Source organism: Allobaileyella intestinalis, from assembly GCF_009695865.1.
In the GTDB taxonomy this organism is placed as follows: Bacteria; Bacillota; Clostridia; order Peptostreptococcales; family Anaerovoracaceae; genus Allobaileyella; species Allobaileyella intestinalis.
This window is the reverse complement of the sequence record NZ_VUNB01000001.1, coordinates 157,782-172,390: the sequence shown is the minus strand read 5'-3', so window position 1 is coordinate 172,390 and position 14,609 is coordinate 157,782. Positions and strand designations below refer to the sequence as shown.

Genomic DNA, 14,609 nt, shown 5'->3' with positions numbered 1-14,609 from the left:
CTTTTCCGTCAGTGAATTGAAGGAAGCCCTCAGAGCCAGAAGTCACCTTATGCATTAATCCTTTCCAGATCAGTGCACGAGAATCCTTTTCGGCTCCTGTCTCAAGATTTTCTTAAATCCTTATTCGTCCTCGGATTTGAGAATGGCAACAAGCTGTCCTGCCTTTACCTGCTCTCCAGCCTTGATATATACCTTCTCAATTTCTCCGTCCCTAGGAGCAATAACATTTGTTTCCATCTTCATGGCCTCAATTATTGCTACAGGCTCTCCTTTCTTCACCTTGTCACCAGATTCTACCAGAACCTTAAGGATGTTGCCCGGAATATTTGCACCAATCTCGTTAGGATCGTCGGCGCTTGCATAATGGATTGTAGAACCTGACATAACAGATTTTACCAGAGCCTGCTTGTCTTTTACGCTCACAACTCTCCTGTATCCGTTTACGCTGAAGGCCAGGTCTCTGTTTCCAGCTTCATCAGGCTTGCTGATATCCTCAAGGGTGACAACCATAGTCTGACCCTTCTTAAGAGTGATTTCTGCAGTCTGGCCCTGAGAGATTCCATGGAAGAATACGTCGCTTCCCATGTTTCTGAAATCTCCCTTCTCCCTGATATTCTTGACGTAATCCTCAAACACCTTAGGATAGATGGCATAGCTGAGCTGCTCCTGATCTGTTCCCTCAAGTTTCAGATCATTTACAAGATGCTTCTTGATTTTGTCAAAGTCTTCAGGCTCCAGAAGCTCTCCCGGCCTGCAAGTAATCGGCTTTCTTCCCTTGAGAACAACCTTCTGGAGATCCTCTGGGAATCCGCCCTCAGGCTGACCGATCATTCCTTCAAAGTATGAAACGGCAGAATCAGGGAAATCGAAGTCAACGCCTTTTTCTACGATATTATCCGGAGTAAGGTCGTTCTGTACCATGAAAATAGCCAGGTCTCCAACTACCTTTGATGAAGGTGTTACCTTGATAATATCTCCCAGCATCTGGTTGACCTTGACGTACATTTCTTTTACCTCATCGAACTTGTGGCCGATACCAAAGCTCTCTACCTGAGGCTTAAGGTTGGAGTACTGTCCTCCCGGAATCTCCAGCTTATAGATCTCAGCTGAAGTTGACTTCAGATCAGACTCGAACTGGCTGTAAACAGGTCTTACATCAGTCCAGTAATCTGAAATCTTCTGGAGTCCGTCCTCATCCATTCCTGTATCTCTGTCACTGTTCTTAAGAGCAGCTACAATAGAGTTGAGTGCAGGCTGGGAAGTCAGTCCGGACATGCTGTTGAAGGCTGCATCTGCAATATCCAGTCCTGCCTCTGCTGCCATCAGCACTGTTGCCACACCATTTCCTGATGTGTCATGAGTGTGGAGATGAATAGGAACAGCCACCTCATTCTTCAGAGCCTTGACCAGCTTATATGCAGCCATTGGCTTAAGAAGTCCGGACATATCTTTTATTCCGATAATATGCGTTCCGCGGCGCTCCAGTTCTTTTGCCATTCTCACATAGTAATCCAGGTTGTACTTCTCTCTGCTCTCATCAAGAATATCTCCTGAATAGCACATACATGCTTCTGCAATCATGCCCTGATTCAAGGTCTCATCCAAGGCAATCTCCATGCCCTTTACCCAGTTCAGAGAGTCAAAAATCCTGAATACATCTACACCAGCCTTGGCTGATTCCTTTACGAACTTCCTTATAGTGTTGTCCGGATAGTTCTTGTATCCAACTGCATTAGCTCCTCTGAGAAGCATCTGGAACAGCACATTCGGAATCTGTTTTCTCAGTGTTTCCAATCTCTCCCAAGGATTCTCTCCCAGGAACCTGTAAGCCACATCGAAGGTTGCACCGCCCCACATCTCATATGAGAACATATCATTTCCATAATATGCCATGGCCGGAGCAATCTTCTCCATGTCCTTGGTTCTGACTCTTGTAGCGAACAGGGACTGGTGAGCGTCTCTCAGCGATGTATCTGTAAGGAGCAGCTTCTTCTGATCCAGAGCCCAGTCAGCCACTGCCTTTGCGCCTTTTTCCTCAAAAAGCTGTTTCGTTCCGTGGAGTGTTCCGATCTTGTCGGTGTCCACCTTTGGAACTACAGGCACATTGAAGTCCTTTCTTTCTCCGTGAGTCTCATTTACAATCTTGTTGCCAAGGAAATCAAGGAGCTGAACCTCCCTGTTCGTAACCTTTCTGATGTTCATCAGATCAGGATTATCTGCAATGAATCCCGTGTTGCACTTGCCCTCTCTGAATTCAGGATGGTTGAGAACGTTGAGGAGGAAACCGATATTGGTCTTCACGCCCTCGATCTTCATCTCTCTCAGTGCTCTCATGGCCTTGTTGATGGTATCATCAAAAGTTCTGGCATGGGAACATACCTTTACCAGCAAGCTGTCGTAATATGGTGAAATTACGGAACCTGTAAATCCGTTTCCTCCGTCCAGACGAATTCCGAATCCGCCGGCACTTCTGTACATAGAAATAGTTCCTGTGTCAGGTGCAAAATTATTGGCCGGATCCTCTGTAGTTACACGGCACTGAATAGCGTATCCGTTCAGCGGAATATCGCTCTGGCTCTTAATGCCGATCTTGTCTGAATCAAGAGCATATCCCTCTGCAATCAGTATTGTATCCTGTACAATATCCACCCCTGTTACCAGCTCTGTAACCGTATGCTCAACCTGAACACGGGTGTTCATTTCGATGAAATAGTGATTTCCTTCTTTGTCGAAAAGGAACTCAACCGTACCTGCACTTCTGTAGTTCACAGCTCTGGCAATCTTCAGAGCGTCTTCACAGACAGACTTCCTCTGCTCATCAGTAATGCACAGGGCCGGTGTAAATTCGATAACCTTCTGGTGTCTTCTCTGGACAGAACAGTCTCTGTCATAGAGATGAACTACGTTGCCGTACTTGTCTCCCAGTACCTGAACCTCAATATGCTTAGGCTCTTCCAGATATTTTTCAATAAAAATATCGTCGTTTCCGAAAGCCTTTGCCGCCTCGCTTCTTGCGCTTCTGAACTGAGGAATCAGCTCTTCCTCTGTTCTGACAATTCGCATTCCCCGGCCGCCGCCACCTGCAGCAGCCTTCAGCATAACAGGATAACCTGCTTTCTCGGCAAACTCCACAGCTTCTTCTTCCGACCTGATAGCAGCATCTACACCAGGAATAGTAGGTACCCCGACGCTCTCTGCCACCAGCTTGGACTGGATCTTGTCTCCCAGGCTGTTCATCATATCGTGGGTAGGCCCGATGAACTCTATACCCGCATCTTCACAGGCCTGAGCAAAGTCAGGATTCTCTGAAAGGAATCCATAACCCGGATGAATGGCATCCGCTCCCTTGGACTTCGCCAGTTCTATAATCCCGGGAATGTCCAGGTACACATCTATCGGACTCTTTCCCTCTCCTATCTCATAGGCTTCATCTGCCTTTGTGCGGAAGAGGGCGTTCTTGTCTTCCTCAGAGTAGATCGCAATAGTCCTGATTCCCAGTTCCTTGCAGGCTCTGATAATCCTTATGGCGATTTCACCTCTGTTGGCGATCAGTACTTTCTTAAACTGTTTTATTCTTCCCATTTTCTCACCCCATCAAGAAATATCTAACTATGCTATTATTTCACAAATATTGTTAATAGTAAACAAACAATTAGGCCGTGCATTGTATATCATATAAAATAAGAAGCTGTACAAAGTCTGCACAGCTTCCAATATCAATTGTTCAGGCCTGAGTATTTCAATGTCAGTTTCCTGAAACCTATCTTCCGGATCTTCTTCTCTCCAGTTCGTGGAGCAGCTTTTTCCTCAGTCTGATGTCGTCTGGAGTAACCTCTACCAGTTCATCGTCATTAATAAATTCAAGAGCTTCTTCCAGTGAGAATCTTCTTGGAGGTGTGAGCTTAATGGTATCATCACTGCCGGCTGCTCTCATGTTGCTGACTCTCTTAGCCTTGCAAGGGTTAACAACCATGTCATCGCCTCTGGAGTTCATGCCTACGATCATTCCTTCATAAACCTTTGTGCCAGGTTCAACGAACATCTGAACTCTCTCCTGGATGTTGAAAATAGCATAAGGTGTGCATGAGCCCTCTTCCTGGGCGATGGCAACGCCGTTTGTCCTCTGAGGGATCTCTCCCTTCCACTCATCGAAACCTTCAAAGCGGCGGACCATTGTACCCTCTCCGTGAGTATCGTTAATGAACTCGGATCTGTAGCCCATCAGACCTCTTGTAGGAGCTACGTATTCAATTCTTGAATAACCGTTTCCCTCGCTCATCATCTGCCGCATCATTCCCTTACGGATGTTCAGCTTGGAGATAACCGTACCGGCATATTCATCAGGAACACTGATAACTACCTCTTCAACAGGCTCCAGCTTTCTGCCCTGTTCATCTCTCTTTATTACAACCTCAGGCTTCGAAACGGCCAGCTCATAGCCTTCTCTTCTCATGTTCTCAATGAGAATGGAAAGATGGAGCTCTCCTCTTCCGCTTACCTTGAAACAGTCAGTTGAATCTGTTGGTTCTACAATGAGACCTACGTTTACTTCCAGCTCCTTCTCAAGTCTTTCCTTAATGTGGCGGCTGGTCACGTATTTGCCCACCTTTCCGGCAAATGGAGATCCGTTTACCATGAAGTTCATGGAAAGTGTAGGCTCCTCAATCTGAATCTCACCCAGGGATTCAGGGTTGTTAACGTCGCAGATAGTCTCTCCAATGGAAATGTCGGAAATACCTGAAACCACTACAATATCTCCGCATTCTGCTTCCTGAACAGGCATTCTCTGAAGTCCCCTGTATACGAAGACCTGATTGATTTTGTTCTTTGAAACAGAACCGTCGGCCTTGCACACTGATACCTGCTGAGCCTCCTTGAGAGTACCTCTGGTAATCCTGCCGATACCAAGACGGCCGATGTAGTCATCATATGCCAGAGAGCAGATCTGAAGCTGAAGTGGTTCCTCTCTCTTGTCAGGGTATGGATCGCAGTGGTTAACGATGGTCTCGAGAAGGGGCTCAATATTCAGGTCCCCGTAACCCTTCGGGCTCTTCTTGATCTTATTTTCCCCGTCAGTAACAGTAACACTTGCTGCGTCCTCAGGCTCTCTTACAGCAATACCCTGTCTGGCAATACCGTACAGAATAGGGAAGTCCAGCTGTTCGTCGTTTGCGTCCAGATCCATGAACAGCTCATATACCTCATCTACTACCTCATCGATTCTTGCGTCCTTCTTGTCAATCTTGTTTATGAAGAGAATAGGATTCAGTCCCTGCTCCAGTGACTTATTCAACACGAATCTTGTCTGAGGCATCGGTCCCTCGCTGGAGTCTACAAGAAGGATTACCGTATCAACAGTCTTCATGATACGCTCAACCTCGGAGCTGAAGTCTGCATGGCCTGGGGTGTCCACAATGTTGATTTTGTAGTCCTTATACATAATGGAACAGTTTTTTGAATAGATGGTTATTCCGCGTTCTCTCTCTATGGCATCGCTGTCCATGACGCAGTCAACCACTTTCTCGTTGTCTCTGAACACATGGGACTGGGCAAGGAGTGCGTCCACCAGTGTTGACTTGCCTGCATCTACGTGGGCAATTACCGCAATGTTGATTATCTTCTGTTTTTCACTCATTAATGTTCTCTTCCTCTCTGATCTCTTCTGAATCTCTGATTATTTTATTATTTGAATATTTAAAATTTCTGAATTAAGTTCTGATTTAACAGCCTGTGGTTCTCTACCTGGTCAGAAGCGGCCCTGCCTGAATTTCAGTCTTTCTCTGTTGATCATCCCATCATATTCGCTGGCAAAGGTCCTGGCGAATGTAATCAGCGAGAAGGCAAAGGCCACTGTCCCCTTCTTCTTCATCTTATCTGTCTGGGCGTGACCTGAAAGCTGAAATTCATACCAGCTTGGAGGCTGAATGCCCATGTACTGAAACTTCTTTGCCCACTTCTCCATCTGAGAGAACTGGAAGGCGTATGGAAGAATCTGGTAATAGTAATAAGGATTATCCCTGAGAATAGAGGTGATCTCCTTCTCCTTGGCCGTTGCTATGAACCTTCTGAGCCCGTCCACTCTGTTGTTTGCCGCAGCATTTCCTCTGGCCCTGGCCTTCATTATCACTGTGAGCCACAGGCAGATAAACGAAACCACAATAATGATAACTGGAACCACTACTGCGCTGAACCGGCTCCACATCTGAACGCAGCCGTACACAACAACAGCTCCGAAAAATATCAGTGATGCTCCCATCTTCACTCTGTATTCATTCGTATCATATTCTCTTCTGTTGTCAAAAACCCAGCAGGTTGCAATTATGGATACAAAGGACAGAATCAGAGTTGCAACTGGCATCATATACTTCATCTCAGTATCTATGTACATGTTGGACAGAGTTGGAATTGATGCCACTCCCAGACTCAGCATTATGGTTGCAATCAGGCGGAATACCTTTGAAAGGATTGTGCACGGCCTCATATCTTTGCTGGTATATCCGCTGGAAACATCAAACTGCATCTGGACAAATGTGTCCTTGAGACGTGGCCCCAGGTCACTCATCTCCACCGCTCTTCCCTGATAAACATCTCTGAACACAGTATTGAACGCGTTCCGCACATACTTTTCTTCCTGAACTGGAGGTTCCTTCAGTTTGACCAGCCTGTATTTCTTAGGCGCATATTCCTGTATTCGCAGATATCCTCTTATGCCCATGTAAATGAGCAGGGTGATCATATCCTTCGTCTTGAAATGGCCGTTATCCAGATAGCTGGTTTCCATAGGAAGCATTCCCTTTGGAGGATAGAACTTTCTCGTATGCTTCATCCTCGGATCTCTTCCGCCGATCAGCCACAGAAGGAGAGTCATGATCAGAATAACCGCAAAGATGACACCGGCCATTTCCTCTCCCCAGTTATAGTTGATGGCGCCTTTCCAGTATCCGTCTGGCAGCTGAGCCTTCAGAGTTATTCCAAAGTTTGCCGGCACCTTGTCGGCAGTGATGTGAACCACGTGATCACTTACACTGAAAGAAGCCTTGTTTGTAGCATCCTGAGTGCCGAATTGTCCTGCGAACATGTTCAGGTCCTCATCCGGGAAGTCCTCTGGAAGATAAACAGTGATGTTTACTCTTCCGATAGGCACCTTCCAGGCCGCCGAAAGGGGATCGAAGTACATCCTGTCATAGGCTCCAATATTGTCCTGATATGCGGAAATCTTGTATTTCAGGGTAAAAGTATGATCTTTTCCCGAGGCAGAGGGGGGAACATTTGCTGTTACTTCCATGTCGTTATCTTTCACAGAAGCTACAGCCTTTCCTCCGTCAACCTTGATATCCGATATCGAATAATTGCCCTTCGGAATATAAAAGGTAATAGTCTTCATATCGGCCGGAACGCTTACTGTAAGTTTCTGAGTAATATCATAGCTGTGATTCTTGTTAACCACCGCCTTGTAGTCGTAGACCTTCAGCGCATATCCTTCCTGAGCGCCGTAGGATTCCACTGTACCCTGATATGTAAAACAGAGTACAAAGAAAAGTATCAGCAGTCCGGCAATTGCATATTTGATTCCACCGGCATCCCGGCTGGTCATATTATGTTTTTCTGCATTACTACTCATAAATGCCAGTCTCTCCTAATAAAAAAAATATCCCTTGATTATACAACAAAACCCGGTTCTTGAAAAACCACCATGTGTATTATAGAATAAACACGGTCTGAAGATGTGAGACCTGTGCAAATTTTCAATTTAAATTATGAATCAACAGAGGAAGAAATATGAAAAGAACAGACTATATTTCCTGGGACGAATATTTCATGGGTGTTGCCCTTCTGGCAGCAAAGAGGAGCAAAGATCCCAGCACACAGGTTGGCGCCTGCATTGTTGATGACAATAACGTAATTCTTTCAACAGGATACAACGGTTTTCCTGTGGGCTGTTCTGACGACGAATTTTCCTGGTCAAGGATTGGAGAAGACACTAAATACGCATATGTTGTGCACGCAGAGCTGAACGCCATATTAAACTCAGGTGGCAAGTCTCTGCGTGGAGCAAGGCTCTACGTTGTTCTTTTTCCTTGCAACGAATGTGCGAAAGCAATCATTCAGTCAGGTATTAAAGAAGTTATTTACCTTGACGACAAGTACTCACACGAGAAGGCGACTCTGGCTTCAAAAAGAATGCTGGCAACAGCCGGCGTAAAGACACGCCGCCTCATTCCAAGAGACGACAGCATCGTCCTGAACTTCGAGAGAGAGTAATCCCTGTGACTTTACGGCTGGAGGCCCTTAACGGCCCTCAGCCTTTTATTGTATATTATTCCCGCAGCTTATAATCAACATGGAGGAGAATGAAAATGAAACTATTGATCGTTGCTCCTAAGGGCAAGATGGGCAAACTCATAACTCTGGTAGCATCTCAGAAGGAAGACATCCAGATTGTCGGAAGTCTGGGTCCGAAAGGAAGAGACTACATCGGTACTGACACAGGAATAGCCGCAGGTATTGGCAAGGAAGTAGGTGCTCCGGTATATGACAACATTGAGGAATGCATCGACCTTTGTGACGTGATCATCGACTTCTCTATGGTGGAGGTCTCCATGGAGGTTCTGGCTGCAGCAAGAGCCCACAAGAAAGCCCTCGTCTGCGGGACCACAGGATTCTCCCCTGAACAGAGAGCCATGTTTGACCAGGCAGGAGAAGATATACCAGTAATGCAGGCTGGAAACACTTCGAAACTGGTTAATCTCCTTTATAAGCTGGTTGAGATGACCACTAAGTCAATCGGCGAGGAAACGGATATTGAAATTCTGGACCTTCACGACAGAAAGAAGCTGGATTCTCCAAGCGGAACGGCCAAGGAGATCGGTGAAGTCATCGGCGATGCTCTTGGAAAAGATGTTTTCGAAGATGCGGAGTATGGACGGGAGGGCCGCTGCCCTAGAAAAGACGGAAACATCGCTTTCCATTCCATCAGAGGCGGAGACATTTCAACAACCCACACCGTATTTTTCATTGGAACCGGCGAAAGACTGGAGCTGACCCACAGAGCCGAAAACTGGAAGTGCTTTGCGTCAGGCGCTGTTGACGCAGCAGCCTTCCTCCTTAAACAGAAACCAGGCAGCTACTCTATGGCAGACTGCCTGGGCTTCTGATGATTCCATAATCAAAAGCAGACCTCCGTTGCAGGATATAATCCTTCCTGCCACAGGCGGTCTGCTTTTTAATTTCTTATTACATAGCAGCTACATAACGACTTCCCGGCTATGTCTGATTCTACTCATTTATGGTCTTTGTAGTGAAGGCAATCTGCTGTGAATCTACAATTGGAACCTCTACCAGCTCTGTTCCGGAAGTATCGAAGTCTTTCATCCTTACGCCGGTGATCTGGTTGTTATCATAAGTAGTATAGTAATAAATCATGTCATCCAGATTGATGCAGCTTGAATAAATAGTATATTCATACTTTCCCGGTGCTACCTGACAACATCCCTTCTGCTGTTCTACAGAATGGAGAATGTGGAAAAACTGTCCAACGGCTGATGCCTCATCTTCAGCCGGAAGGACATTCATCTTCGTGAAGGTGCACTTTACAAAGCGCTCCTGAGAGGACAGTCCCCCAGGCATTCCATCTGTTCCCATGCCCCTGCTGTACTTGTCCAGCTCCACGCCTTTTCCAAATGTGTTCTCAGGATCTGCAGCCGAAAGCTTTCTGTAGTTATTCAGGTTGAACAGCTGCTTGTCAAATTCAGGGTTGTTTGTCATAACTCCTACAGGGTTTTCATATATTTTCAGTCCATCCTTCACAGACTCCAGAACCAGGGATTCATTTCCATCTGAAACCATCCAGTGAAGTGTGGAGGACGGCATGTCCGGGCTGAAATCTATATCCACTACGTTCATCTTCCCTGCCAGTTCCCTTACCTGATCCATGGTAGAACAATTGCACAGAATCCACGGAACAACCTCGAAAGAAGCAATATTATCTTTTTCTTCCATGCACTGGTGATAGAATGCGTTCCCCTGAAAGTTAAGACCGGCAACGCCAATGCCCTTGTCATTTGCAGCCTCGAAATAAAGAGGGAAACCGCCAGCAACTATACCCATTCCAATCATTGCCGGGTGGTGGTCAATCTTTCCCATCTTTCTGAACTCAAATGGATAATCGGAAGGAGTGATAACAGGATGCTGTCCGAAAGTTACTTCCAGATCCAGGTTTCTTCCAAAGTAATTCTTTCCGCTTTGATAATCAATTGCTGTACACATATCTTTGCCGTCCTTTCCTGTAAAGATTCATATACTCACACTCAACAGTGACCTATTATATTCAAAGCCGAACCCGCTTTTTTTCAATACTGTGACGTTACTATGTTCTTATCGTCACAAAACCTGCTATTTTTCTTTTCAAGCCTCTTTATTTGTAACCAGATGATATCTGGCAATTATTTTCTCTGCTACCTTGATGCCGTCACATGCGGCAGATGTAATTCCGCCGGCATAGCCAGCTCCTTCACCAGCAGGATAAATCCCTCCCACCTGGCTTTCCATAGATTTATCTCTAAGAATTCTTACTGGCGAAGAGCTCCTGGTCTCCACCGCAGTTACCACTCCGTCATCCCTGTCATAGCCTTTTATCTTCTTTGCAAAAAAAGGAACTGCTTCCCGTATTGCGTCAGCAGCGAATTCCGGAAGGGTGTTTATGACCACAGATCCAGCTCCAGTGTTCTCCAGAAATTCCTTCATAGTGGATTTCGGAGGCTTGTAATTGCCTCCTCCGTTCTGAAAACACAGCCTCTCATATTTTCTCTGAAATTCCACACCTGCCAGCACATCATCTGAACCGAAGTCTTCGGTCCTGACGTCGCACAAGATTCCGCTGTTGGCAGTGCCGCTGTCTCTTTTCCTGTTGCTCATTCCGTTTACACAGAGCATTCCAGGCTCAGAAGCGCAGGGAATAACCTGCCCTCCCGGGCACATGCAGAAAGAATAGACCCCCCTGCCATTGGAAGCTTTATAACTCAGCTTGTAATCTGCCGGCGGAAGTCTCCTTTCTTCTCCATACTGGGAGCGGTCAATCATCTCCTGGGGATGTTCCATTCTTACTCCTATGGAAAAAGGTTTCTGTTCCATTGGAAGTCCCCGGTCTCTGGCCATCTTGAAAGTATCCCTTGCACTGTGACCTATGGCCAGAACAAGAACGGTGGCAGGTATTTCAAGAGTTTCGCCTTCTTTGTTTTGAACTTTGACTGCCGAAAGCCGGCCATTCTCCGCTACAATATCCGTAAGCCTGGTGTCAAACCGGATCTCTCCGCCCAGTGAAATAATTTTTTTCCTGAGATTTACTACAACCTTTCTGAGCACATCTGTTCCAATATGAGGCTTGTTGCGGTATGTAATGTCCGGATCCGCACCTGCGTCTCTGAAGGTTTCAAGGACCTGACGCACGTGACCGTCACTGATTCCGCTGTTCAGTTTTCCATCAGAGAAGGTTCCTGCTCCTCCCTCGCCAAATAAAACATTGGATTCGGGATCGAGGCAGCCTTCTCTGTGGAAAGCTCCCACATCGGCAATTCTTTTATCCATTGCAGATCCCCGCTCTATGACGACAGGCTTATATCCGGCCCGGGCAAGCCTGAGGGCGCAGAATATCCCGCAAGGTCCGAAACCTGCAATGACTGGTCTTTCCCGGAGTTTCTCGTTTCCCGGCTTCACATCAGGGAGACCCTCTCCAGTAATCTGTCTGACTTTCTTTCTGTCAAATCTCCTGAGGGGGCTGTCTGTGGTTATGTCCAGGGCAAACACATAGTGAATGTGGCTTTTGTCTCTGGCGTCCACAGATTGTCTTCGTATTACGAAAATCCCCTTTCTTCCCGGGGACTCCTCCGGCCCCAGGTCACCTGGTTTCAGGCCTGATTTCTTCTCTGCCTTTCTGGCCAGTTCGTCTACGGAAAAATCTATTTCTGTTTTGATCTCGTTTATTCTGTATATATATTTCATTCTTTATCAGTTATTCTCTGGCTAATGTTTAATAGACCTGCCTGCACTCTCACCGGCAGCCATTCCAGTCAGCCATGCAAAATTAAGGTTGTATCCTCCGCAAGGGCCGTCGTAGTCCAGGACTTCCCCTGTCATATAAAGGCCGGGAACAAGAAGAGACTGACAGGTTTCGTCGTCTACCTCAAATCTGTCGACGCCCCCGGATGTGCACTGAGCATCTCTCCAGCCCTTCAGTTTTTCCGGCTTGAATCTCAAATCGTTAGTAGCTGCGATGATGGCGTAAAGCTCAGGAGCAGACAGATCAACAATTCTCTTGTCAGGATCCACGCCGCTTCTGGTTATTACATAGCTGGCCAGGTTCTTTTTGAGAAAAGTTCGAAGGATGTCTCTTGCCGGTTCGTCGGAACCTACGTTTCTTATGGCTTCAACTCCGGCTGTAATATAGTCGTCCATGTCAAAATCATGGCAAAGATCCAGTCCTATGCCGAAATCCTGGATGGTTTCCCCTTCGCCAAAGATCATGTGTCTGGTCATATTGAAAATGCAGATACCTGAAAGGCCTGTTTTTGTAAACTGTATTTCTCCCGGCTCTTCAAATATCTTTCTTCCCTTCTTGTACAGTTTCACACTGCCTCTGGCCCTTATTCCTGCCAGAGTTTCTATTCCTTCGTCGCTGACTTCAACTGCTGTAAGAACTGGGACCAGCTTCGTTATTCTATGTCCGAATCCGGCTGCAATTTTCGTGCCGTCTCCTGTTGTTCCAAAGGCCGGGCCTGCCTTCCCGCCGGCAGAGATAATCAGCACCTGTGCATTCACGCAGATCTTCCCCAGTTCTGCAGATTCTGCTTCAATTACCTTGTTGCTGCCACTGGTTGAAGCCCCGGTAACTCTGGTGTCCAGCAGCAGCTCCACCCCCAGGTCATCCATCCTGTTCTTAAGAACCTCTGCTACGTCAGCAGCAGATTCTGAATATGGATAAATGTATCCTTCCGGATACTCCCTGACTGCGATTCCCATATCACTCAGAAATCTCAAAGACTTCAGATACTCTCTTGCATTGCTGTTGGTCAGATTGCATCTGCCGTTTCCCGTTGCCCTCAGCTTCCTTCCCGGAATGCTGTTCTTCTCAAGAACCAGCACTCTGGCATCTCTGTTTGCCCTCTTTGCCTGAATGGCAGCAGTCATTCCGGACGCACCTGCTCCGATTATACATATATCGCAATTGAAATTCTTCAAACCTGCTCCATTTCCGGAGTTCCCGCCTCTGAGGAAGGAATCCCCTGTACGTACATGTATGCACTTATTTCGATTAATAAGTATACCATATGTCTTGCTGGTAACAACATTAATACAGCAAAAGAGCAGTCCCGTAGGAACTGCTCTTTTGCCGTTAGTCAGCCGTTATAGCGTGATGAATTCTTATTAAAGATGTGCAGCTTCTCTCAGAGTGTCTGCCATATCTGTCTCTTCCCACTTGACTCCCAGTGTAGTTCTGCCGAAGTGGCCGTAAGCTGCCAGGTTCTTGTAAATAGGCTTTCTCAGGTCCAGCTTCTCGATAATAGCTGCCGGACGCATGTCGAAGTTATCCCTTACGATCTTGACGATTTCGTCATCTGCAATCTTTCCTGTTCCGAAGGAATCAACGAATACGGAAACAGGTTCAGCAACGCCGATGGCATATGCCAGCTGAATCTCGCACTTTGTGGCAATTCCTGATGCTACGATGTTCTTGGCAATGTAACGTGCCATGTACGCTCCACTTCTGTCAACCTTCGTAGGATCTTTTCCGGAGAAGGCACCGCCACCGTGACGTGCATATCCGCCATAAGTATCTACGATGATCTTTCTTCCAGTAAGTCCGGAGTCACCCTTAGGTCCGCCGATAACGAATCTTCCTGTAGGGTTTACAAAGAATCTTGTGTTCTCATCGATCAGCTCTTCCGGAACTACAGGCTTGATGACGTACTTGATCATATCCTCTCTGATCTGTTCAAGGGATACATCAGGATCGTGCTGTGTGGAAACAACAACAGTGTCTACTCTTACTACCTTGTCATCGTCGTACTCAACTGTAACCTGAGTCTTTCCGTCAGGACGGAGATAGCTGAGAGTTCCGTCCTTTCTTACTGCAGCCAGCTTCAGTGCCATGCTGTGAGCAAGAACTATAGGCATTGGCATCAGCTCTTCAGTTTCGTCGCAGGCAAATCCGAACATCATGCCCTGGTCTCCAGCTCCGATCTCCGCAAACTTGTCGCCTTCTTTGCCTTCTTTTTTCTCAAGAGCCTCATCAACGCCCATTGCGATGTCGCCTGACTGATTCTCGATGCACACAAGAACTCCACAAGTGTTTCCATCAAAGCAAACGTCGCTGCAGTTATATCCGATATCTGTAACAACCTTTCTTACGATACCTTCAATGTCAGCTGTGCATGTTGTGGAAATCTCTCCGAAAACCATGATGTAACCTGTCTTTGTAGCTGTCTCGCATGCTACACGGCAGTTTGGATCTTCAGCAATTATGGCATCCAGAATTGCATCTGAAATCTGGTCACAGACCTTGTCAGGATGGCCTTCAGTAACCGACTCGGATGTAAATAAATGTCTCATTAAAA

At 46.6% G+C, this 14,609-nt stretch carries 9 protein-coding genes; 2 read left to right on the top strand and 7 right to left on the bottom strand.

Annotation, left to right across the window (positions count from 1 at the left end; translation table 11 throughout):
- Positions 1-120: 120 nt before the first annotated feature.
- The 3 genes from FYJ66_RS00765 to FYJ66_RS00755 form a co-directional block, all read right to left on the bottom strand.
- Positions 121-3,582, bottom strand: a complete 3,462-nt coding sequence (locus FYJ66_RS00765; protein WP_154571619.1) for a pyruvate carboxylase — start codon at positions 3,580-3,582, stop codon at positions 121-123.
- Positions 3,583-3,760: 178 nt separating this feature from the next.
- Positions 3,761-5,635 carry a translational GTPase TypA gene (typA, locus tag FYJ66_RS00760; RefSeq protein WP_154571618.1) on the bottom strand — a complete coding sequence of 625 codons (1,875 nt, stop codon included), beginning with the start codon at positions 5,633-5,635 and terminating at the stop codon, positions 3,761-3,763.
- A 111-nt stretch (positions 5,636-5,746) separates the two neighbouring features.
- Positions 5,747-7,621, bottom strand: coding sequence for a DUF2207 domain-containing protein (locus tag FYJ66_RS00755; protein ID WP_154571617.1), 1,875 nt, complete (start codon positions 7,619-7,621; stop codon positions 5,747-5,749).
- A gap of 158 nt (positions 7,622-7,779) precedes the next feature.
- On the opposite strand from FYJ66_RS00755, the gene FYJ66_RS00750 reads away from it, so the two are divergent.
- Together FYJ66_RS00750 and dapB are read left to right on the top strand one after the other, a co-directional pair.
- Positions 7,780-8,262 carry a deoxycytidylate deaminase gene (locus FYJ66_RS00750; RefSeq protein ID WP_154571616.1) on the top strand — a complete coding sequence of 161 codons (483 nt, stop codon included), beginning with the start codon at positions 7,780-7,782 and terminating at the stop codon, positions 8,260-8,262.
- Positions 8,263-8,357: 95 nt separating this feature from the next.
- On the top strand, positions 8,358-9,155 hold the full coding sequence (gene dapB, locus FYJ66_RS00745) for a 4-hydroxy-tetrahydrodipicolinate reductase (RefSeq protein ID WP_154571615.1): 798 nt from the start codon (positions 8,358-8,360) through the stop codon (positions 9,153-9,155).
- A gap of 121 nt (positions 9,156-9,276) precedes the next feature.
- On the opposite strand, the gene bsh is transcribed toward dapB, so the two are convergent.
- From bsh to metK, 4 genes are all read right to left on the bottom strand, one after another.
- The gene (gene bsh, locus FYJ66_RS00740) at positions 9,277-10,266 is read right to left on the bottom strand and encodes a choloylglycine hydrolase (RefSeq protein WP_154571614.1); all 990 of its coding nucleotides are present in this window, start codon (positions 10,264-10,266) and stop codon (positions 9,277-9,279) included.
- Positions 10,267-10,404: 138 nt separating this feature from the next.
- Entirely contained in the window at positions 10,405-11,997 is a 1,593-nt protein-coding gene (locus FYJ66_RS00735) for an NAD(P)/FAD-dependent oxidoreductase (protein WP_154571613.1), read from the bottom strand.
- A 21-nt stretch (positions 11,998-12,018) separates the two neighbouring features.
- Positions 12,019-13,233: a BaiN/RdsA family NAD(P)/FAD-dependent oxidoreductase gene (locus FYJ66_RS00730; protein ID WP_154571612.1), complete on the bottom strand. Its 1,215-nt coding sequence runs from the start codon at positions 13,231-13,233 to the stop codon at positions 12,019-12,021.
- A 186-nt stretch (positions 13,234-13,419) separates the two neighbouring features.
- Positions 13,420-14,604, bottom strand: coding sequence for a methionine adenosyltransferase (gene metK / locus FYJ66_RS00725; protein ID WP_154571611.1), 1,185 nt, complete (start codon positions 14,602-14,604; stop codon positions 13,420-13,422).
- Positions 14,605-14,609: the final 5 nt, after the last annotated feature.

What these genes read in the sequence shown, in the direction of transcription:
- FYJ66_RS00765 (WP_154571619.1), bottom strand. Translation starts at nt 3,582, where the DNA reads ATGGGAAGAATAAAACAGTTTAAGAAAGTACTGATCGCCAACAGAGGT.
- typA (WP_154571618.1), bottom strand. Translation starts at nt 5,635, where the DNA reads ATGAGTGAAAAACAGAAGATAATCAACATTGCGGTAATTGCCCACGTA.
- FYJ66_RS00755 (WP_154571617.1), bottom strand. Translation starts at nt 7,621, where the DNA reads ATGAGTAGTAATGCAGAAAAACATAATATGACCAGCCGGGATGCCGGT.
- FYJ66_RS00750 (WP_154571616.1), top strand. Translation starts at nt 7,780, where the DNA reads ATGAAAAGAACAGACTATATTTCCTGGGACGAATATTTCATGGGTGTT.
- dapB (WP_154571615.1), top strand. Translation starts at nt 8,358, where the DNA reads ATGAAACTATTGATCGTTGCTCCTAAGGGCAAGATGGGCAAACTCATA.
- bsh (WP_154571614.1), bottom strand. Translation starts at nt 10,266, where the DNA reads ATGTGTACAGCAATTGATTATCAAAGCGGAAAGAATTACTTTGGAAGA.
- FYJ66_RS00735 (WP_154571613.1), bottom strand. Translation starts at nt 11,997, where the DNA reads ATGAAATATATATACAGAATAAACGAGATCAAAACAGAAATAGATTTT.
- metK (WP_154571611.1), bottom strand. Translation starts at nt 14,604, where the DNA reads ATGAGACATTTATTTACATCCGAGTCGGTTACTGAAGGCCATCCTGAC.